This window comes from Nocardia sp. NPDC003693, from assembly GCF_053981095.1.
In genome coordinates, this window is the sequence record NZ_JBSFNO010000014.1 from 1 (window position 1) to 19,321 (window position 19,321).

A 19,321-nucleotide genomic window follows, 5' to 3' on the forward strand; every position below is an offset into this window, starting at 1 on the left:
TGTGCGCAACCTGGATTGGACCGCCCTGGGCCGGGGTATCGCGCTGTACACCTCGGGCACCGAGGTCCGCCGGCCGGATCCGGGGCATCGTGTTCCCGAACCCGGTGCGGGGCAGGCGGATCCCGCTACAGGTACGAGGTGTCGTTCACCAGGCGGACCGAGGAGCCGCCGTCGGGGTAGAACTCGGCGATCGACAGCGACGCCAGATCGAGGTGCAGCCGGTACAGCAGCGACGGCCCGACGCCGAGCGCGAGCTGCAGCAGCGTCTTGATCGGCGTGACATGGCTGACCACAAGCACATTCGCGCCCGGGTACAGCGCGACGAGATCGCGGCGCACGCCCTCGATCCGTTCGCGCACCGCGTCGAAGCTCTCGCCGCCGGGCGGCGGGACCGACGGGTCGCCCAGCCAGCGCCCGTGCAGCTCCGGATCCTGGTCGCGGGCTTCGAGGAACGTGAGCCCCTCCCACGCGCCGAAATCGGTCTCGATCAAACCGTCCAGCACCCGCACGGGCAGCCCGAGCGCCGCGCCGGCGGCCTCGGCGGTCTCGCGGGCGCGGCCCAGCGGGGAGCACACGATCGCGGCGATATCGCCCTTGCGCCCCAGCATCGTCGCGGCGTTGGCGGCCTGTTCGCGGCCCAGCGCGGTGAGCGGCGGATTGCCGCGGCCGGAGTAGCGGCGTTCGACCGACAGCTCGGTCTGCCCGTGCCGGAGCAGCAGCAGCCGCGTCGGCCGCCCGACCGCGCCGGACCAGCCGGGAGCCGGATCCTGTGCGGCGTGGGGGTTTCGAGCGGGCTCACGCGATTCGGCGGACCCGAGCGCGTCGTCGGTGGCCGACACCGCGTCGGCGGACGCGGGTGCGGCGAGCTGCACCGATCGTGTCGCGTCACCGGTGTTCGCGGCGCCGGCGCCCAGTGCCTCGCGGACCTCGCCCACGACGTGCGCGTCGTCCATGGCCTCGTTGGCCAGCCGGTCGGCGTGCGAGTTCTCCTTGCGCGGAATCCAGGTGAAGCTCACCCGGTCGAATCCGGCGACCAGGCGCCGGGCCCGGTCCGCGAGCGGGATCATGGCCGCGTGCTTGACCTGCCAGCGCCCGGACATCTGCTCGACCACCAGTTTGGAGTCCATCCGCACCGACACCTCGCGCGCGCCCAGCTCGGCGGCGGCCTCCAAACCCGCTATGAGACCGCGGTATTCGGCCACGTTGTTGGTGGCGATCCCGATGTATTCCCTGCGCTCGGCGAGCACGCCGCGGTTCGAGCCGAACACCACCGCGCCGTATCCGGCCGGACCGGGGTTGCCGCGCGACCCGCCGTCGGCCTCGACGATCACCTCGTCCACGCCGATCAGAGCCCGGAGTGCTTGGTGCGCACCATGATCGCGCTGCATTCGGGGCAGCGCACGACCACGTCTGGTGCGGTCTGGGCGATGCGGGAGATCTCGCCGCGGTCCAGTTCGATGCGGCAGGCGCCGCAGCGGCGGGCCTGCAGCAGCGCCGCGCCGACGCCGTTGGCCAGGCGCTGCTTGTCGTAGATCGCGAGCAGCTCGGCCGGGAAGACGCCGGTCAGGGCGGCACGATCGGATTCGCAGCGCTGCTGGGCGACGTTCAGGTCGGCGAGGGCGTCGTCGCGCCGGCGCTCGGCGTCGACCAGATCGTCCTGCGCCTTGTCCAGGTTCGCGCCGGCGTGATCGTGCGCGGCGGAGGCGGCCTCGCGGCGCTCCATCACGTCGATCAGCTCGTCCTCGAGGACCTTGCGGCGGCGTTCGAGGCTGGTGAGTTCGTGCTGCAGCTCCGAGAGCTGCTTGGCGCCGACCGAACCCGAGGTCAGCAGGCCGCGGTCGCGGTCCTCGCGCTTGCTGACCGCGTCGATCTCGCCTTCCAGCTTGCGGTTGTCGCGGTCGAGGTCGTCGATGAGGATCTCGACCTTGACCGCCTCGTCCTTGCGCGCGGTGCGCTCGGCCTCGAGCCCGCGCACCTCCTGCTCCTCGGGCAGCACCTTGCGGCGATGCTCGATCCGGGTCAGTTCGGCGTCGACGGCGGCGAGGTCGAGCAGCTTGGACTGGATCGAAGGTTCGGCATTCAACGCGGAAGGTCTCCTGGACGCTATGGACGGATCAAGACTCCCACCTTAGCCGCCGTCGGGGCTACTGCCGCCCAAGGCCACCGCGGCCTGGGCATTCCCCGCGCGGCCGGGGGCGGCCGAGCTCGAAAACAGCGGTGGTTTCCGGCCGGACCGCGACTAATGTCGAGGCATGGGTCACGTTTACGAGGTCGAGGTGACATGGTCCGGGGAGACCACCGGTTACCGCTCCTACTCGCGCAATCACGAACTGCTCACGGCGGGACGGCCACCGATTCTCGCCACGTCGGATCCGAAGTTCCGGGGCGACACCGACCGCTGGAATCCGGAGCAGCTGCTGGTCGCCTCGCTCTCGGACTGCCACATGCTCTGGTTCCTGCACCTGTGCGCGGAGGCGGGCGTGGTGGTGACGAGCTATCACGACACCGCGGTCGGGGTGATGGACGACGTGCGTTTCCAGCACGTCACCCTGCGGCCGAAGGTCACCGTGCGGGACGCGAGCATGGTGGACAAGGCCGTCGCGCTGCACTCGGTCGCCCACGAGAAGTGCTTCATCGCCAACTCGGTGAACTTTCCCGTGGCGCACGAGCCGACGATCGAAGTCGTTCAGCCGTAAAGGATTCGGCGCCGGTTCGATCGCCGACCTCCGGACGACTGTGTCTCGGTTCGCCCTCCCCGGTGGCGGTCGGCGCCCTGTCCGGGGACAGCGACAGCTGCGCACTACGAGCGCGGCAACCGATTTGGTCTCGATCAGCCCGCCGTGGTGGCGGTCGGCGCCCTGCCCGGGGACGGCGACAGCGCGCCACGAGCGCTGCAGCCGCGCCGGAAGCTGCCCGGCAGCGCGCTCGGTGCGCGGGCCCTCAGCAGTCCGCCGCGCCCAAACTCCATGGGTCCGTGCGGATGTCGGAGACCTTGGTCTCCACGCCCGGCAGCGCCGCGTGCACGACGCCTTCCGCCTGTGCGCACCAGGGGAACTCGGTGGCCCAGTGGGCGGCGTCGATCAGGGCGGGGCCGCCCGCGCGCAGGTGTTCGTCGGCGGGGTGGTGGCGCAGGTCGGAGGTGACGTAGGCGTCGACGCCCAGTTTCGCGACGGTGTTCAGGAACGAGTCGCCCGCGCCGCCGCAGACGGCGACCGTGCGGATCAGGCGGTCCGGATCGCCGGCCGCGCGCACGCCCCAGGTGGTGGCGGGCAGTCCGGCGCGCACGCGAGCGGTGAACTCGCGCAGGGTTTCCGGGGCCGCGAGCTCGCCGACGCGGCCGATTCCCAGCGTGGAGGGCAGTTTCGCGCGTTCGGTGACGTCGTACGCGGGTTCCTCGTACGGGTGCGCGGCGAGCAGCGCGGCCAGGACCGCAGCCCGCTTGGCCGGCGGGGCCACGACCTCGACGCGATCCTCCTCGACGATCTCGAGCTCGCCGATGGCTCCCAGCGCGGGATTCGCGCCCTCCAGGGGACGGAATTGGCCGAGACCGGGGGCCCGCCACGCGCTGTCGCCGTAGTTGCCGGTGGCGCCCGCGCCCGCGGCGAACAGCGCGGCGAGGACGGCCTCGGTATGCGTGCGCGGGACGGCTACCGACCACTTGTCCAGGGCGGCAACCGGTTTGGGTTCCAGGGGGCCCGTCACTCGAACACCGACGGCCGCGGCCAGGGCATCGGAGACGCCCGGATCGGCGGAGTCGGCGTTGGTGTGCGCGGTGAACAACGCGCAGCCCGCGCGAATCAGCCGGTGCACCAGCGCGCCCTTCGGGGTGCTGGCCGCGACCGTGTCGACCCCGCGCAGCAGCAGCGGGTGATGCACGACCAGCGCCTGCGCGCCCCAGGCGACGGCCTGATCCACCACCGCCGCGGTGGCGTCCACGGCGAACAGCACCCGCGACACCGGGTCGGCGGGATCCCCGCTCACCAGGCCGACCGAATCCCACGATTCGGCCAGGCGCGGCGGATACGCCGCGTCCAGCGCCGCCATGACATCGGCCAATCGCACCGTCACCACAACCGAACCTCCTCCGCCACAGTCACTCTCACAGTCCGACCTGCTGGACGGCCGCGACGAGCGCGTCGACCTCCGCGGCGGGGCGCACCGCCAGCCGCAGGAATCCCGTGTCCAATCCAGGGAAGGTATCACCGCGGCGCACCGCGATTCCCTTGTCCGCGAGCTGCTTTCGCAGCAGTTCGGCGTCGGGGACGCGAATGAGCAGGAACGGGCCGGTCGCGGGCTCGTGCACCTCGATGCCGAGTGCGCGCAGGCGCGGGATCATGGCGGCGCGGTCGGCGGCGATGGCGTGGGCCCGGCGCTGTGATTCGGCGACCGCGGCGGGGGTGCTCGTGGCGGCGATGGCCTCGAGCTGCAGTGTGCCCAGCGGCCAGTGCGGGCGGCCGTGACTCAGCCGGGCCAGCAGGGCGGGATCGCCGAGCAAATAGCCGCAGCGCAGGCCGGCCAGGGCCCAGGTCTTGGTGAGGCTGCGCAGCACCAGCACGTCGGGGGCGCGCAGACCGGAGAGGGATTCGGGTTCACCGGGGATCGCGTCCGCGAAGGCCTCGTCGACGACCACGATCCGACCGGGGCGGCGCAGGGCCAGCAGGGCGCCGGCCGGGTGCAGGACCGAGGTGGGATTGGTGGGGTTGCCGATCACCACGAGATCCGCGGACTCCGGAACCAGCGCGGGGTCGAGGTCGTACGGCGGTTCGAGCACCACGCGCTCGACGGGGACGCCCGCCTCGCGCAGCGCGAGCTCGGGTTCGGTGAAGGACGGGTGGATGACCGCGGCCGTGTGCGCGCCGAGCCGGGGCAGCAGCGCGAACCCCTCGGCCGCGCCCGCGAGCAACAGCACCTCCTCGGGGCGGCGGTCGTGCCGGGCGGCCACCGCGCGCCGCGCGGCGAGTTCCTCCCCCGCGTCCGGGTACCTGCCGAGTTCGCCCAGGCGTGCCGCGAGCCGCGCCCGCAACCAGTCCGGCGGGGCGCTGCCCTGCACGTTGACCGCGAAGTCCACCATGCCCGCGTGTACCTCGGCATCGCCGTGATGCCGCAATCTCGAATAGTCCACACCGCTGGTCTCCGGCACAGCGAACACCCTACGTGGCCGGGCTCGAGGGCTACCGGACACAATGGCTGTCGTGGGCGAGCTGCATGTGTCGATGATCTGCACGGGCAATATCTGCCGGTCGCCGATGGCCGAGAAGATCTTCGCCGCGCACCTCGAGCGCGCGGGACTCGGCGATCGGGTCCGGGTCAGCAGTGCCGGAACCGGGAGCTGGCACGTCGGTGACGACGCCGACTACCGGACCACGGACGAGCTGCGGGCGCACGGCTACCCGGTCGGGCACGTGGCCGCGGTGATCGGCGCGGACCATCTGGACGCGGACCTGCTGATCGCCCTGGACACCGGGCACGAGCGGGCGCTGGCTCATCTCGGAGTGCCGGCCGAGCGGCGGCGGCTGCTGCGCAGCTTCGACCCCGGCGCGGACGGGCCCGATGTGCCCGACCCGTACTACGGCGACCGCTCGGATTTCGAACTCGTGCGCGAGCAGATCGAGGCGGCCGTGCCCGGGCTGCTGGACTGGGTGCGCGCGCAGCTGGGTGCGGACGTATGAGTACCTCGAAAGCCGCGGGGCTACGCCGGCTGACCTTCCTGCTCCGGCCCAGCTGGCTGATTCTCGCGGTGGTCGTGGCGGGGTTCGCCTACCTGTGCTTCACCGTGCTCGCGCCCTGGCAGCTCGGCAAGAACACCTCGACCGCCGAACGCAATCAGCGCATCGAGGATTCGGTCGACGCCGCGCCGGTCGATGTGCGCGGCATGCTCGACGGCACCGGGACGGACACCGAGTGGCGCCGGGTCACCGCGACCGGAACCTACGTGCCCGAGTCCACGGTGCTGGTCCGCCTGCGCCACCTGTCCTCGGCACCCGCGTTCGCCGTGCTGACGCCGTTCCGCCTCGACGACGGCCGGACCCTGCTGATCGATCGCGGCCTGATCGCGGCCGTCGACGGCACGCGCGCGCCCCGGGTTCCCGAGCCACCCGCCGGTGCACAGACCCTCGAGGCCCGGGTCCGCGCCTCCGAAGGGGTCCCCGCCGACAAGCCGCCCATGACCGAAGACGGCTACCGCCAGGTCTATTCGATCGACACGACCCAGCTCTCGGCCTTCCTGAACCTGCCCCTGACGACGGTCCCCACGACCGGCCGCCCCGGCTACCTGCAGCTCGACGAGGGCCAGCCGGGTGTCTTCACCCCCGTGGCCCTCCCCCAGCTCGAAGACGGCCCCTACCTCTCCTACGGCCTGCAGTGGCTCGCCTTCGGCGTGATGGCTCCCCTCGGCCTCGGCTACTTCGTGTACGCCGAGATGCGCGCCCGCCGCCGCGAACGCGGCGAATCCGCCCCGGCGGCAACGACACCCACTTCCGCCCCGGCCACCGAGCCCACCGCACCGGCCGCTTCGCCCAAACCCCAGACGAACGAGGCCCGCCTCGCCGACCGCTACGGCGGCACCCGCAACTGACGTCCGGCAAACTCGCCGGAGACGACACGCACAGTCCGGCCCGGCCGCTCACTCGCCACCGATACTCACCGCACGACGTGCGCGGCTCAGCGGTAGATGTCGTAGTTGGCGCGGACCTTCAGCAGCAGGTCGTCGATCTCCGCGGAGAACGTGCAGTCGTTGATGGGGCTTCCCATGCCGCCGCCGAACGGGTTTCGGATGTCGGCGAGTACCCGTCTGCGCTCGTCCAGGGGACCGTCCCGCTCGAGCACCGCTTCGAGTGCGCTCAACGCGGGACCGAAGTAGCGCAGCAGACCGTCCTCGCAATAGCCCCCGGACCGTGCCCGTAACGCTTCGACGGTCGCGGTCAGGTCGGCGAGCAGCCGGCGCTCGCGGGCACGCTCCCGCGGTCCGGGATAAGGACGTTCATCGGCCACGCCATCACCGTGGCACACGGGCGGGGTCGAAGCGCGGAGAGCGCCGTCGGCTCCGACGCGCGTGCGGGGGTGGCGCGAGGGTGGTGGTGTGGGGGTCGATTAGCCTCGGCGGGTGCTAATGGGGTGTGCCGTTGCGGCTGGGATCGTGGTCGGGTTCGGCTTGGACCGTGGGTTCGGAGACCCGCGGCGGGGGCACCCGGTGGCGGGGTTCGGGAACGTCGCCGCCAGGTTGGAGGGCGTGACCTACCGGGATCGGCGGTGGGCGGGGGTCGTGCACGAACTGGTTCTGGTGGGCGGGGCCGCCGGGATCGGGGCGGGGGCGCGGCGGGTGATCGGGAGGCCACGCGGACGCGACGGTGCCGGGGGCGCACGCGCCCTCGGGCAGGTGCTGGTCACCGCGGCTGCCACGTGGACCGTGCTGGGCGGGACGACCTTGGCGAAGACCGGGCGGGAGATGGCGGACCTGCTCGAGGGCGGGGACATCGAGGGGGCGCGGGCGCTGCTGCCGTCGCTGTGCGGGCGGGATCCGGAGCTGCTGGACGCGGACGGGCTGGCTCGGGCCGCGCTCGAATCCATCGCGGAGAACACCTCCGACGCGACCGTCGCGCCGCTGTTCTGGGGCGCGGTCGCGGGGGCGCCGGGGCTGCTGGGGTACCGCGCGATCAACACGCTCGACGCGATGATCGGATACCGCAACGAGCGGTACTCGCGGTTCGGGTGGGCGGCCGCGCGCACCGACGACGTGGCCAACCTCGGGGCGGCCCGGGTAGCGGGACTGCTGACCGTGGCGCTCGCGCCGGTGATCGGCGGGCGGCCGCGCGACGCATGGCACGCCTGGCGGCGGGACGCGAGCAAGCATCCGAGCCCCAATGCCGGTGTCGCCGAGGCGAGTATGGCCGGGGCACTGGGGGTTCAGCTCGGCGGGCGGACCGAATACCGGCACGGGATCGAGATGCGGCCGACCCTCGGGGACGGGCCCGCGCCGCGCGTGCCCGACCTGCGCCGGGCCGTCCGCCTGTCCGAGGCGGTGCAGGTCGCCGCCGTCGCGGTGGCGGCGGCGGTCGCCCTCGCACGCCGCTGACGCGGATCGGCGCGCGGAGCAGCGACGTCAACACTGGCGCCTGGACGCCTGGCTTCCGCGGCCGGTCCGGGTCGTCCCGGCGGCGCTGCGACGACCGGGCCGGACGTGGATGCCACTGGAATCGCGACCGGTGCGATACCGCCGCAGGTGCCCGACCCGGACATCTCCGACGGAATGTCACAGTGGTCCGAGCTGTTTCGTCGATGCGGTAGAGGCTCGCCGGGGCGGCGGGTGCGAACGAAGGGTGAGCGGTAATGAGTGGCGACGAACGACGGGGTGGACCGGACTCGGCCGAGCTGGGCAGGCAGTTCGAGGAGCACCGGGCGTACCTGCGGCGCGTCGCGTACAGCACGCTGGGCAGCCTGAGCGACGCCGACGACGTGGTGCAGGACGCGTGGCTGCGGCTGCAGCGGTACTACGAGACCAGCCCGGAAGGCGCGGAGATCGAGAACCTGCGCGCCTGGCTGACCACCGTCACCGGACGGCTCGCACTCGACCACCTCGGTTCGGCGCGCGCCCGGCGCGAACAGTACGTCGGGGAATGGCTGCCCGAACCCGAGGTCACCAGCTGGGACGATCCGGCCGACCGCGTCTCGCAGGACGAGCGGGTCACCACCGCGCTGCTGGTGGTCCTGGAGTCGCTGTCCCCGGCCGAGCGCACCGCTTTCGTGCTCCAGGACGTGTTCGGCATGACCGGCCCGGAGGTGGCCGAGGTGGTAGGGCGCACCCCGGCGGCGGTGCGGCAGTTGGCTTCTCGCGCCCGCAAGCACGTCGAGTCCGGCACCCCGCGGTTCCCGGCCAGCCCGGAGGAGCAGGAGAAGGTGGTGTCCGCCTTCGCGGTGGCCTGGCGCTCCGGCGATCTCAGCGCCCTGCTGGGCGTGCTGGATTCCAATGTCACCTTCACCGCCGACGGCGGCGGCAAGGTGCTGGCCTTCCTCGATCCGATGCACGGCGCGGAGCGGGTGGCGGAGACCTTCCTCATCTTCCTGAAGAGCGCGCGCAAGGTCGGCGGGGCATGGGGCCGTTCGGTTCTGGTCAACGGCCGCCCCGGACTGGTCATCTTCGACGGCAAGAACACCGGCGTGTTCGCCTTCACCATCGACAACGGTCGCATCACCAATATCGACGTGGTCCGCAACCCCGACAAGCTGCACAACCTGCCGCTCGACGGCGAACCCGATTGGCCGCTGGGCGAATCCGCGCCCGAATAGGTCAAGCCGAAACGCACCCGCCCCCGACGGCCGGGACCTACCGAGTGTCCCGGCCACCCGCGCTTCGGACCGCCGGATCGCGGCCGTTATCCGCCCCTGGCTCGGCGCGGCCGTGCGCCTACGACGCCGCGCCCGCCACGGTGTGCAACCCGTGCGCGGCGGCCACCTCCGGGGAGTACAGCTGCCCCGCGTCGGCCGTGAGCCCCTGCGCCAGACCGGGATCCGCGTCGCACGCCGCCCGCCAGCCGCGATCGGCGATGGCCCGCGCGTACGGCAGCGTCACATTGGTCAGCGCCACCGTGGACGTGTGCGGCACCGCGCCCGGCATGTTCGCCACGCAGTAGAACACCGACTCCGCCACCCGGAAGGTGGGTTCGGCGTGCGTGGTCGGATGCGAACTCTGGAAGCACCCGCCCTGATCGATCGCGATGTCGACCAGCACCGATCCGGGCCGCATACCCGCGACCATGCTGTCCGGCACCAGTTTCGGCGCGCGAGCGCCCGGCACCAGCACCGAGCCGATGACGAGATCGGCGGCCAGCACTGCCTTCTCGACCTCGGCCGCGTTCGACCCGATGGTGCTCACCCGCCCGCCGAACCGGGCGTCGAGTTCGCGCAGGCGCGCGATGTTGGTGTCCAGCACCGTGACCCGCGCGCCCATGCCGACCGCGACCGCCGCGGCGTTGCCGCCGGCCACCCCGCCGCCGAGCACCACCACGTCGGCGGGCCGCGCCCCGGGCACCCCGCCCAGCAGCACGCCCTCCCCGCCGTGCGGTGACATCAGGTGATAGGCCCCGACCTGCGTGCCCAGCTTGCCCGCGACCTCGCTCATGGGCGCGAGCAGCGGCAGCGAACCGTCCGGGCCGCGCACCGTCTCGTAGGCGATGGCGGTGATCCCGGAGCGCAGAATCGCCTCGGTGCATTCGCGGGAGGCCGCCAGGTGCAGGTAGGTGAACAGCACCTGGCCGGACCGCATGCGCGAATACTCCTGCGCGATGGGCTCTTTGACCTTCAGCACGAGTTCGGCGGCGGCCCAGACCGCGTCGGGCCCGTCCGCGATCCGCGCGCCGGCGGTGAGATAGTCCGCGTCCGCGAATCCCGAGCCGTCGCCGGCCCCGGCCTCGATGAAGACCTCGTGCCCGGATCGCGCCAGTTCCCCGGCGCCGGCCGGGGTCAAGGCGATCCGATCCTCCTGCTGTTTGACCTCCCGTGGAACCCCAATCCTCATACCGCCATCGTGGCCCACCCGCTCGGTCTCCGCCACCATCGCCACGACCGAACTCACCGGTAGGCAATCGATCAGCAATCCGGCCGTGCGGCGCGCTGATCGACACGCGGACGAGGGAGGTCCGAGACCGCGACGGCTCGTGTCTGTTCACCACCGACCAGTTGTCGGAACAGGCACCGGTCATGCACCCCGGCACCCGCCACTCGGTCGGTGCCGCACCTACGGATCGGCGTTCCGGCTACCCGGCGGTTACGGTCAGCGCGACCCCCGGCACCGGAATCCGCAGCCGATCCGCGAGTCCCGCGTACTCGAAGTTCCGCCCCAGGTACTCCAGGGTCTCGGAGAAGTGCGCCCAGCCTTCCCCGTGCACCGGCACGATGACCGCCCCCGGCAACTCCCGCGCGGCCCGCACGGCGCTGCGGCCGTTGAGCGTCACATCGCTGTCGCCGAACCGATCCACGTTCGCCGCACCCACATTGAGCACGGCCAGATCGATCCGCCCGATGCGCTCGGCGATCTCGGCCACCAGCTCCACCGAGGCGTTGTCCCCGGAGATGTAGACCGTCGGCTGCCCGTCCGCACGCAGCACGAACCCGGTGACCACGCCCGAGAGCGCCTCCGCGCCCTCGGGACCGTGCAGCGCGGGCACCCCGGTGACGGTGACCTCGCCGACCCGCACCGACTCCCAATTGCGCAGCCCGCGAACGTTTTCCAGGCGTCCGGCCGCGTCGGGGGTGGAGAACACGCGCTCGGCGGTGCCGAGGAACTCCCGGCCGGAGGTGTCGAGATTGTCGGCGTGCTGGTCGTGCGAGAGCAGCACCGCGTCGACGTGCCCGATGTCCGCGACCGAGACCGCGGGCCCGGTCAGTTTGTGCAGGGTCAGCGGCCCGGGGTAGCTGCCGGGCGCGTCGAACGTGGGATCGGTCAGCCAGGTCAGGTTGCCGTAGCGCAGGCGCACCGTGGGCCCGCCGACATGCAGGATCTCGATGGTGGCGGGGGCGATCGTGTTCGTCATGAGATCAGCTTGCGCCCGCGGCCGCCCGCACGACAGTGGCCCGTGAGCCACTGATCGCTCATATCGGGCCAGTTAGAATCGGGGCATGCGTTCGGTTGCCGTCCTCGCGTTCGATCGGATCAGTCCGTTCCACCTCTCGGTGCCGAGCCTGGTGTTCGGCCGGGCCGGGCTGAGCACCAGCACCGAATCGCCCTACACCGTTCGGGTGTGCGCCGAGCGACCCGGAATCCTGTCCACCCCGGCGGGATTCGACATCGTCGCGCACCACGGCCTGGAGGCCGTCGCGGACGCCGACACCGTCGTGATCCCGAGTTGGATACGCCGGCAACCGCTTTCCGATCCGCTGCGCGAGGCCCTGCACGCCGCCCACGAGCGTGGCGCGCGCGTCGTCGGGCTCTGCCTGGGTTCCTGGGCGGTGGCCGCGAGTGGACTGGCCGACGGCCGCGAGCTCACCACGCACTGGTCCGCCGCCGCCGAACTGGCCCGCGCCTTCCCGGCGGTCCGGGTCCGCGCCGACACCCTGTGGTCCGATCACGGCGACCTCATCACCTCCGCGGGGGTGGCCGCCGCCCTGGACTGCTGCCTGCACATCGTGCGCGGGGATCACGGCAGTCGCGCCGCCACCGAACTCGCGCGCAGCCTGGTGCTGGCCCCGCATCGCAGCGGTTCGCAGGCCCAGTACATACCGGTCGCGGTGCCCGACGCGCTCGACGACGATCCCATCGAGCACGCGATGGTCTGGGCCCGAACCCATCTCGGCTCCCCCGTGGATCTGGACACCTGGGCCCGCACCGCGCTCATGTCCCGGCGCACCTTCACCCGCCGCTTCCGCGAGCGCACCGGGTCCAGTCCGCAGCAGTGGCTGCTGCACCAGCGGGTGGACCGGGCCCGCCTGCTACTGGAATCCACCGACGACACCGTCGAGCGGATCGCCGCCGAGGCCGGGCTCGGCACCGCGGTCAATCTGCGGCACCACTTCCATCGCCTGCTCGGCACGGCGCCCGCGACCCACCGGACCCTGTTCCGGCGCACGGAGGTCCCGGCGCGCGCGTAGCCCCGGGGTCGCGCGGTGATCGCCCGCCCGTTGCCCGCGCCCGGGCTTTGTTAGGTTCTCGATCATGAGGATCAAGTTGGGCGAGCACGAGCCGAAAATCGACGAGACCGCGTGGGTCGCGCCGAATGCCACCGTGATCGGGCGGGTGACGCTGGCGGGCGAGGTCAGCGTCTGGTACTCGGCGGTCCTGCGCGGCGATCTGGAGGACATCACCGTCGGGGCGGGCACCAATATTCAGGACGGCTGCGTGCTGCACGCCGATCCCGGCTTCCCGCTGACCGTGGGCGCGGGGGTTTCGGTGGGCCACAACGCGATCCTGCACGGCTGCACCGTCGGGGACGACGTGCTGGTCGGCATGGGCGCGACGGTGCTCAACGGCGCGGTGATCGGCGCGGGCAGCCTGATCGCCGCCAATGCCCTGATCCCCGAGGGCGCGCAGATTCCGCCGGGCTCCCTGGTGGCGGGCGTGCCGGGCAAGGTGCGGCGCGAACTGGGCGAGGCCGAGGTGGAGCGCATCAAGCTCAATGCCGCTGTGTACCTGCACAACATGAGCCTGCACCGGGGTGGTCAAGAGGTGTGACTCGAGGGGGCATGTGAGAACTCCCACACTGAACAAGCGACCATATAACGCGCTGCTAGCATTCGTCGAAGCGTTCCCGGCGGCCCGGGGCTCCGCGGCCCTCGCCGGGATCGCGCACGGGCTAGCAGGAGGTTTCATACGGTGTCGTACGAGCAGAACAGTATGCACCGACGGCTGATCAGCGTGGCCGACATAGCGGCACAGCCGGGGGGCATCGAGGCGCTGCAGCGCCGCGTTCACGAATTGCGATCGAACGGCATCGATTTCGCCGCCAACGTCATCGAGCGGGAAATGGCCGCGCTCAACGTCCGGTAACTGGACAGTAGGTTCGCGCGGAGACCGGTACACCCGCGGCCCGATGCGATAATGACGCCGCCGTCACCGCAATGTCGCGGATGCCAACCGATCGACTGGAGACTCGATGCCGTCCGTGCCAGCCATCCTGCAACGCATTCTGGAGAAGCCGCGCACCGAGGGTGAACAGTTACTCGAGAGTGCGCTCTCGGCATTCCTGGATTTCGGTATCAAGCGCACCAGCATGGGTGAGATCGCGCGGCGCGCGGGCATCAGCCCCGCCACGCTGTATCGGCGCTTCGAGTCCAAGAACGAGCTGGTCGAGGCGGTCGGGGTGCGCGAGGCGCAGCAGTTCGTCGCCGAGATCGACAAGCGGGTACTGGAGGTCGCCGACAACGGCGTTCCGGTCGACGAGCAGATGGTGGAGATCTTCGTCTCGTTCATCACCAACCTGGCGAACAATCAACTGCTGCAACGACTTCTGCGCACCGAACCCGACGCCATCCTGCCCAGGCTGACCACGGACGGCGGCGCGGTGCTCGCGGTCGGCCGGTCGTATCTGGCCGACAAGCTACGCGGGCTGCAGGCCTCGGGCAACGTGCCGGACTTCGACGCGGATCTGGTGGCCGAGGTCCTCGCGCGGCTGGGGCAGTCGCTGGTGCTGACCCCGGACGGGCTCATTCCGCTGGACGACGAACAGGCTGCGCGGGACTTCGCGCGGCGCACGATCCTGCCGATGATCGGCGTGCAGCCGGCGCCGCAGCCGTAGGGCTCTGACGCCGCGCGGTTACAAGCGAGCGCCAACCGTTTCCCGAGCAAGATCGGGCACACTCGGGCCATGAAGCTCCGTGACACACCGCGCGGCACCCGCACCCGGGTGCGAACCCTGCTGCGGCCGCGCCGTATCGGCAAGATGTTCGTGGCCGCGCTGCTGGCCGGGCTGCTGGTGCTGCTGAGCTCGGTGCTGTGGATTCGCTTCACCACCCGGGATTTCCAGTACTCGGCCGCGACCGCGCCCGCCGCCGACGTCGCCATCGTCTTCGGCGCCGAGATGTACAGCACCCGCAAGCCCTCGCCGTATCTGGCCGCCCGGCTCGATCTGGGGCGGCAGCTGCTGGAATCGGGGAAGGTCCGGGCGCTGCTGCTGACCGGGGACAACGGGCACAACTCCTACAACGAGCCCGACAACATGCGGCAGTATCTGCTCGATCGCGGCGTCCCGGCGAACAAGATCGCGCTGGACTACGCGGGGTTCAGCACCTACGACTCGTGCGCCCGCGCGTACCGGATCTTCGGGGTGCGCTCGGCCATCGCGGTCACCCAGGATTTCAGCGTGCCGCGCACCATCGCCCTGTGCCGCTCGGTCGGGATCGACGCCGTCGCGGTCGGGGACGACACCCAGATACACAACGGCACGTACCGCAAGTGCTGGCTCCGCGATCAGCTCGCGGCCGTGAAGGCCATGTATTCCATTGCCGTGCAGCCGGATCCGAAGCTCCTCGGGCCGGAGGAGTCGTCGGTGCGCGAGGCGATGACGGCTACGTCCTGACACCCGGGCGCAACTGCCCGGGCCGGCATGGTCGGCGAACGGATCGGCGGCGGCGAGCGGGTGCCCGGGTGCGTGGCCGGCCGCGTCCGCGGCCCGGCATCCGACCGCGCCGAACCGGATTCACGTGCGGCCCGCACGCCGCCGCCGGTAGCGTTCGGGGATGAGGTGGGAGGATCGACGCCGAGCCGCCATCGACGAACGGGCGGCCAACCGGCGCGCGATGGGGCTGGCCGCGCGGGTGGAGAACGCGGTGACGGCGTTGCGATCGGACGACCCCAACGGCCGGTGGGCCGGCTCCGACATGGCCGCGGCCGTCCTGATGGCCTGGCGCACGGCGGATCCCGAACTGCTGATCGGGCTCGCGCGCAACCTGGTCCGCACCCGGTTCGAGGGCGGCACCGAGAGCGGGGCCCTGCTCGCGCTGGTCGACAGCGAGCCCGCCCCGGACTACACGCCCGTCATCCCGCTGCTGGTGACCGCGCTCGAGCGCGAGCGCACCTTCCCCGCCGCGCTGCGCACCCTCGGCGGCATCGGCCATCCCGGCGCGGCCGAGGCGTTGCGCGAGTGGCTGACCACCGAGTGGCGCGCGGAGCGATTCGCGAGCCTGGCGGTGGAGTCGGTGCTCGCCCCACTGGCCGAACTGCCGGATCCACTGCACTGGGCCATGCGCGTCACCATGACCCGGACCTTCACCCACGACAGCCTGCTCACCGCCCTGTCGTCCTGGAAGCCCGCCTCAGCGCCGTCGCGGATCGGGGCGAACATGCGGCTGGTCGGCGAACTGCGCACGACCGGCGCCCGCACGGCGGTGGCCGCGCTCGGCGCGCTGGGCCCGCACGGGCCGCGCGCCGCCGCATCCGCCCTCGAACGCATCGCCCGCGGCCTCGACCGCCCGCCGCACCACTACACCGGCGACGCTCCCGTCCGCGAATACCGTTGGCTCGGTGTACAGCAGGCCGCGTGGGCACACTGGCGGCTGACCTCGGATCCCACCCTGGCCCGCGAGGTCCTCGGCGCCGCCCTGCACTCCGGCCGCGCCGTCGACTACGGCCGACTCGCCGAATTGGGCACCCTCGCAGCCGATTTCGCCCCGGCGCTACGCCCCCGCCTGACCTCGGACAACCGCTGGGAACGCATCAACGCGGCCTACGCCTGGTTCCACCTGACCGGCGATCCCGCCCCCGCCCTCCCCGAGGCGCTACGCGCCCTGGAACCCTTCACCACGGGTTACACCGATCGCGAATCCCGCACGGCCCTGCGCCTGGTCACCGCGATCGGCGCCCCCGCCCACGCCGCGATCCCCCTCCTGTCCCCCGCGCTGGCCTCGGACGAACGCCTCCTGGGCTTCGACGTCTCCCCCGCCACCCACGGCCGCCCACGCGACGACACCCGGCTGTGCGCCGCGATCCGCGCGGCCCTGGCCTCGATCACCGCCCGCGGTGAGCCGGCGGCACCTCCATCACCCTGAATCCGCCGGGACATCGGTTGCTACCCCCGAACCCGTTGGGGCCCTGCCGAAGTGAGGGCGGCGGCGAACCCGCCAGTGGGGCAACGGAACCCGGGGACACGGCGCGCCGGTTGGTAACTGCGGCCCGGACCTGTCGTGCGATGCGGCGCTGCTGCCGATGCCGACCACCCGCGCGGCTTCCCGGCCGCGGTCGCGGTGATCGCCGAAACCTCGTCGCGTCGCGCAACGGGCTCCCGGCTTATCCACCGGCACAACCGAGTTCGAGTTGCTGCTCTCAGGCGGAGCGCGCTCGCCCCGCCGGAGCAGGACGCCCACGACCGAGCACCCGTCCACGACAGGCGAGCCGAACTCGGACACCGCTCGGCGCCGCGAACGCCGGAGGGCGGTGCGCGCGGTTATCGCGCGGGCACCGCCCTCCGGGTGAAACCTGTTCGCTAGGCGCTGATCTCGGAGCGGTCGCCGCTCCAGAGGGTGTGGTACTTGCCGTCGGCGTCCACGCGCTCGTAGGTGTGGGCGCCGAAGAAGTCGCGCTGGCCCTGGGTCAGGGCGGCGGGCAGGCGCTCGGCGCGCAGGGCGTCGTAGTACGAGAGCGAGGAGGCGAAGGCCGGAACCGGGATGCCGAGCAGGGTCGCGGTCGAGACCACGCGGCGCCAGGAGTCGATCGCGGTCTCGATCGCCTCGCGGAAGTACGGGGCCAGGATCAGGGACGGCAGCTCCGGGTTCTGCTCGTAGGCGTCCTTGATCCGGTTCAGGAACCGGGCGCGGATGATGCAGCCGCCGCGCCAGATCGTGGCCAGGTCACCGGGATTGAGGTTCCAGTCGTACTCGGCGGAACCGGCGGCGATCTGATCGAAGCCCTGGGCGTAGGCGACGATCTTCGACGCGTACAGGGCCTGGCGGATGGCCTCGGTGAACTCGGCCACGTCGGTGGGCTTGTCGGCCAGGTGACCCGAGGCCAGGCCCACCGCGGCCTTGCGCTGGGCACGCGAACCGGACAGGGCGCGCGCGAACACGGCCTCGGCGATCCCGGTCACCGGCACGCCCAGATCGAGCGCGGACTTGACCGTCCAGCGGCCGGTGCCCTTCTGCTCGGCGGCGTCCACGATCACGTCGACCAGGGCCTTGCCGGTCTTGGCGTCGACCTGGTTCAGCACCTCGGCGGTGATCTCGACCAGGTAGCTCTCCAGGTCGCCCTTGTTCCACTCGGTGAACACGTCGGCGATCTGCTTGGCGTCCAGGCCCAGCGCGTCGCGGAACAGGTTGTACGCCTCGCCGATCAGCTGCATGTCGGCGTACTCGATGCCGTTGTGCACCATCTTGACGAAGTGGCCGGAACCGTCGGGGCCGATGTGGGTGCAGCACGGGGTGCCGTCGACCTGCGCCGCGATGGATTCCAGCAGCGGGCCCAGGGATTCGTAGGACTCCTTGGGGCCACCGGGCATGATGGCCGGGCCGTTGAGCGCGCCCTCCTCACCGCCGGAGATGCCCGCGCCCACGAAGTTCAGCCCGCGCGCGGCCATGGCCGCCTCGCGCCGAATGGTGTCGGTGTAGAGGGCGTTGCCGCCGTCGATGATGATGTCGCCGGGCTCCATGGCGTCGGCCAGTTCCTCGATGACGGCGTCGGTGGCGTCGCCCGCCTTCACCATGATGAGCACGCGGCGCGGCTTCTCCAGCGCGGCGACGAACTCCTCGATGGTCTCGGTGCGCACGAAATCGCCGTCGCCACTGTGCTCGGCGAGCAGCGCGTCGGTCTTGGCGACACTGCGATTGTGCAGCGCGACGGTGTAGCCGTGCCGGGCGAAGTTGCGGGCGATGTTGCTGCCCATGACCGCGAGACCGGTGACGCCGATCTGGGCGCGCGCTGTAGAGGCCGCCATAGACTCTCTCCATTCGACTGCTGTAGGTGCGTGACCGCCCGCAACCGAATGCGGCGGCGGCGCAGGTGCAAGCCCCTGACGCCTGTGTCTTTTCTACCGGGTCGCCCCCGCGGGCGAAGAGACGGTCCCTGGTCCACCCCGGCTCCGCGTAGCCTGTGAGCCATGCCTCTCGACCACGGCGACCCCGGTGACGCGCCCTCGACCCCGCAGCCACTGGCCCCGATCGCGAATTCCGCACGCCCCTCGGCAGCCGAGGAGGCGCGCACCATCGCCGAGGTCACCAATGCCGCCACCCTCGCCTCGCTGTCCGCCGACGGCGCGCCGTGGGCCTCGTTCGTGACCTACGGACTGCTGGACGGGCAGCCCGTCCTGTGCGTCTCCCGGCTGGCCGAGCACGGACGAAATCTCGCAAACGATCCGCGCGCGAGCCTGTCCGTGGTCACCCCGGACCTGCCGTCGGATCCGCTCGCCGCGGCCCGGGTCACCCTCGCGGGCGTCGTCGAGCGTCCCGAGGGCGCGGAGGCCGAGGCGGCCCGCGCGGCCCACCTCGCCGCGGTCCCGGCGGCCAAGTACTACATCGACTTCAGTGATTTCACCGTCTGGATCCTGCGCGTGGAACGCGTGCGCTGGGTGGGCGGCTACGGCCGCATGGACTCGGCCACCGCCGCGGACTACCGTGCCGCCGCGCCCGATCCGGTCGCGCCGGGCGCGGGCCGCGCCATCGCGCACCTGAACGACGATCACGCCGACGCCCTGCTGGACATGGCCCGCGCCCGCGGCGGTTATCCGGACGCGACGGCGGCGGTGTGCGAGGTGGCCGATCGCTACGGCCTGGACCTGCGCGTCACGACGCCGCGCGGGATCGCGGTGACCCGCGTCGGGTACCTGTCGCCCATCGACACCCTGGCCGACTTGCGTTCGGCGACGGTCGATCTGGCCCGAGCTTCGCAGCAGGCATAGTCGGACAGCCGCGC

General features: G+C 71.8%; 20 protein-coding genes. 12 read left to right on the top strand and 8 right to left on the bottom strand.

What is annotated here, in order from left to right:
• Positions 1–125 precede the first annotated feature (125 nt).
• Positions 126–1,388, bottom strand: a complete 1,263-nt coding sequence (locus ACWDOP_RS17315) for a bifunctional RNase H/acid phosphatase (protein WP_456345900.1) — start codon at positions 1,386–1,388, stop codon at positions 126–128.
• Positions 1,346–2,083: a zinc ribbon domain-containing protein gene (locus ACWDOP_RS17320; RefSeq protein WP_454201119.1), complete on the bottom strand. Its 738-nt coding sequence runs from the start codon at positions 2,081–2,083 to the stop codon at positions 1,346–1,348. The genes ACWDOP_RS17315 and ACWDOP_RS17320 overlap by 43 nt, the downstream gene beginning before the upstream one ends.
• Positions 2,084–2,252: 169 nt before the next feature.
• On the opposite strand from ACWDOP_RS17320, the gene ACWDOP_RS17325 reads away from it, so the two are divergent.
• Positions 2,253–2,696: an OsmC family protein gene (locus ACWDOP_RS17325; RefSeq protein ID WP_456345901.1), complete on the top strand. Its 444-nt coding sequence runs from the start codon at positions 2,253–2,255 to the stop codon at positions 2,694–2,696.
• A 244-nt stretch (positions 2,697–2,940) separates the two neighbouring features.
• On the opposite strand, the gene ACWDOP_RS17330 is transcribed toward ACWDOP_RS17325, so the two are convergent.
• Complete coding sequence (locus ACWDOP_RS17330; RefSeq protein ID WP_456346016.1) at positions 2,941–4,044, bottom strand: Nif3-like dinuclear metal center hexameric protein; 1,104 nt, start codon at positions 4,042–4,044, stop codon at positions 2,941–2,943.
• Positions 4,045–4,099: 55 nt separating this feature from the next.
• The gene (cobC, locus tag ACWDOP_RS17335; RefSeq protein ID WP_456345902.1) at positions 4,100–5,140 is read right to left on the bottom strand and encodes an Rv2231c family pyridoxal phosphate-dependent protein CobC; all 1,041 of its coding nucleotides are present in this window, start codon (positions 5,138–5,140) and stop codon (positions 4,100–4,102) included.
• A 43-nt stretch (positions 5,141–5,183) separates the two neighbouring features.
• Here cobC and ACWDOP_RS17340 point away from each other — a divergent pair, with 43 nt between their 5' ends.
• Both ACWDOP_RS17340 and ACWDOP_RS17345 read left to right on the top strand, forming a co-directional pair.
• Positions 5,184–5,669 (top strand): low molecular weight protein-tyrosine-phosphatase, encoded by a 486-nt coding sequence (locus ACWDOP_RS17340; protein WP_454201122.1) that lies wholly within the window; start codon positions 5,184–5,186, stop codon positions 5,667–5,669.
• Positions 5,666–6,574, top strand: coding sequence for an SURF1 family cytochrome oxidase biogenesis protein (locus ACWDOP_RS17345; RefSeq protein WP_454201123.1), 909 nt, complete (start codon positions 5,666–5,668; stop codon positions 6,572–6,574). The genes ACWDOP_RS17340 and ACWDOP_RS17345 overlap by 4 nt, the downstream gene beginning before the upstream one ends.
• A gap of 86 nt (positions 6,575–6,660) precedes the next feature.
• Here ACWDOP_RS17345 and ACWDOP_RS17350 read toward each other — a convergent pair whose 3' ends face one another.
• Entirely contained in the window at positions 6,661–6,990 is a 330-nt protein-coding gene (locus ACWDOP_RS17350; protein ID WP_456345903.1) for a hypothetical protein, read from the bottom strand.
• A gap of 118 nt (positions 6,991–7,108) precedes the next feature.
• Here ACWDOP_RS17350 and ACWDOP_RS17355 point away from each other — a divergent pair, with 118 nt between their 5' ends.
• Together ACWDOP_RS17355 and sigJ are read left to right on the top strand one after the other, a co-directional pair.
• Entirely contained in the window at positions 7,109–8,071 is a 963-nt protein-coding gene (locus ACWDOP_RS17355) for a cobalamin biosynthesis protein (protein WP_456346017.1), read from the top strand.
• A 254-nt stretch (positions 8,072–8,325) separates the two neighbouring features.
• On the top strand, positions 8,326–9,282 hold the full coding sequence (gene sigJ / locus ACWDOP_RS17360; RefSeq protein WP_456345904.1) for an RNA polymerase sigma factor SigJ: 957 nt from the start codon (positions 8,326–8,328) through the stop codon (positions 9,280–9,282).
• 118 nt (positions 9,283–9,400) lie between these two features.
• On the opposite strand, the gene ald is transcribed toward sigJ, so the two are convergent.
• Complete coding sequence (gene ald / locus ACWDOP_RS17365; protein ID WP_456345905.1) at positions 9,401–10,510, bottom strand: alanine dehydrogenase; 1,110 nt, start codon at positions 10,508–10,510, stop codon at positions 9,401–9,403.
• Between the two features lie 238 nt (positions 10,511–10,748).
• Positions 10,749–11,525: an MBL fold metallo-hydrolase gene (locus ACWDOP_RS17370; protein ID WP_456345906.1), complete on the bottom strand. Its 777-nt coding sequence runs from the start codon at positions 11,523–11,525 to the stop codon at positions 10,749–10,751.
• Positions 11,526–11,610: 85 nt separating this feature from the next.
• On the opposite strand from ACWDOP_RS17370, the gene ACWDOP_RS17375 reads away from it, so the two are divergent.
• The 6 genes from ACWDOP_RS17375 to ACWDOP_RS17400 all read left to right on the top strand — a co-directional run bounded on the left by ACWDOP_RS17375 (position 11,611) and on the right by ACWDOP_RS17400 (position 16,470).
• Positions 11,611–12,579, top strand: a complete 969-nt coding sequence (locus tag ACWDOP_RS17375) for a GlxA family transcriptional regulator (RefSeq protein WP_456345907.1) — start codon at positions 11,611–11,613, stop codon at positions 12,577–12,579.
• 64 nt (positions 12,580–12,643) lie between these two features.
• Positions 12,644–13,159, top strand: coding sequence for a gamma carbonic anhydrase family protein (locus ACWDOP_RS17380; protein ID WP_454201129.1), 516 nt, complete (start codon positions 12,644–12,646; stop codon positions 13,157–13,159).
• A gap of 162 nt (positions 13,160–13,321) precedes the next feature.
• Positions 13,322–13,474, top strand: coding sequence for a hypothetical protein (locus tag ACWDOP_RS17385; RefSeq protein ID WP_454201130.1), 153 nt, complete (start codon positions 13,322–13,324; stop codon positions 13,472–13,474).
• A gap of 106 nt (positions 13,475–13,580) precedes the next feature.
• Positions 13,581–14,222: a TetR/AcrR family transcriptional regulator gene (locus tag ACWDOP_RS17390; RefSeq protein WP_456345908.1), complete on the top strand. Its 642-nt coding sequence runs from the start codon at positions 13,581–13,583 to the stop codon at positions 14,220–14,222.
• Between the two features lie 69 nt (positions 14,223–14,291).
• Entirely contained in the window at positions 14,292–15,002 is a 711-nt protein-coding gene (locus tag ACWDOP_RS17395) for a SanA/YdcF family protein (protein ID WP_456345909.1), read from the top strand.
• Between the two features lie 160 nt (positions 15,003–15,162).
• Positions 15,163–16,470, top strand: coding sequence for a hypothetical protein (locus ACWDOP_RS17400; RefSeq protein WP_456345910.1), 1,308 nt, complete (start codon positions 15,163–15,165; stop codon positions 16,468–16,470).
• Positions 16,471–16,904: 434 nt separating this feature from the next.
• On the opposite strand, the gene gndA is transcribed toward ACWDOP_RS17400, so the two are convergent.
• Positions 16,905–18,347, bottom strand: a complete 1,443-nt coding sequence (gndA, locus tag ACWDOP_RS17405) for an NADP-dependent phosphogluconate dehydrogenase (protein WP_454201134.1) — start codon at positions 18,345–18,347, stop codon at positions 16,905–16,907.
• A gap of 162 nt (positions 18,348–18,509) precedes the next feature.
• On the opposite strand from gndA, the gene ACWDOP_RS17410 reads away from it, so the two are divergent.
• Entirely contained in the window at positions 18,510–19,307 is a 798-nt protein-coding gene (locus ACWDOP_RS17410) for a HugZ family pyridoxamine 5'-phosphate oxidase (RefSeq protein WP_456345911.1), read from the top strand.
• Positions 19,308–19,321 lie beyond the last annotated feature (14 nt).

Bases quoted from the DNA above. Each gene is read 5' to 3' on its own strand.
- ACWDOP_RS17315 (WP_456345900.1), bottom strand. From the start codon at position 1,388: ATGCAGCGCGATCATGGTGCGCACCAAGCACTCCGGGCTCTGATCGGC.
- ACWDOP_RS17325 (WP_456345901.1), top strand. From the start codon at position 2,253: ATGGGTCACGTTTACGAGGTCGAGGTGACATGGTCCGGGGAGACCACC.
- ACWDOP_RS17330 (WP_456346016.1), bottom strand. From the start codon at position 4,044: ATGGCGGCGCTGGACGCGGCGTATCCGCCGCGCCTGGCCGAATCGTGG.
- ACWDOP_RS17340 (WP_454201122.1), top strand. From the start codon at position 5,184: ATGGCTGTCGTGGGCGAGCTGCATGTGTCGATGATCTGCACGGGCAAT.
- ACWDOP_RS17345 (WP_454201123.1), top strand. From the start codon at position 5,666: ATGAGTACCTCGAAAGCCGCGGGGCTACGCCGGCTGACCTTCCTGCTC.
- ACWDOP_RS17355 (WP_456346017.1), top strand. From the start codon at position 7,109: ATGGGGTGTGCCGTTGCGGCTGGGATCGTGGTCGGGTTCGGCTTGGAC.
- sigJ (WP_456345904.1), top strand. From the start codon at position 8,326: ATGAGTGGCGACGAACGACGGGGTGGACCGGACTCGGCCGAGCTGGGC.
- ald (WP_456345905.1), bottom strand. From the start codon at position 10,510: ATGAGGATTGGGGTTCCACGGGAGGTCAAACAGCAGGAGGATCGGATC.
- ACWDOP_RS17370 (WP_456345906.1), bottom strand. From the start codon at position 11,525: ATGACGAACACGATCGCCCCCGCCACCATCGAGATCCTGCATGTCGGC.
- ACWDOP_RS17375 (WP_456345907.1), top strand. From the start codon at position 11,611: ATGCGTTCGGTTGCCGTCCTCGCGTTCGATCGGATCAGTCCGTTCCAC.
- ACWDOP_RS17380 (WP_454201129.1), top strand. From the start codon at position 12,644: ATGAGGATCAAGTTGGGCGAGCACGAGCCGAAAATCGACGAGACCGCG.
- ACWDOP_RS17385 (WP_454201130.1), top strand. From the start codon at position 13,322: ATGCACCGACGGCTGATCAGCGTGGCCGACATAGCGGCACAGCCGGGG.
- ACWDOP_RS17390 (WP_456345908.1), top strand. From the start codon at position 13,581: ATGCCGTCCGTGCCAGCCATCCTGCAACGCATTCTGGAGAAGCCGCGC.
- ACWDOP_RS17395 (WP_456345909.1), top strand. From the start codon at position 14,292: ATGAAGCTCCGTGACACACCGCGCGGCACCCGCACCCGGGTGCGAACC.
- ACWDOP_RS17400 (WP_456345910.1), top strand. From the start codon at position 15,163: ATGAGGTGGGAGGATCGACGCCGAGCCGCCATCGACGAACGGGCGGCC.
- gndA (WP_454201134.1), bottom strand. From the start codon at position 18,347: ATGGCGGCCTCTACAGCGCGCGCCCAGATCGGCGTCACCGGTCTCGCG.
- ACWDOP_RS17410 (WP_456345911.1), top strand. From the start codon at position 18,510: ATGCCTCTCGACCACGGCGACCCCGGTGACGCGCCCTCGACCCCGCAG.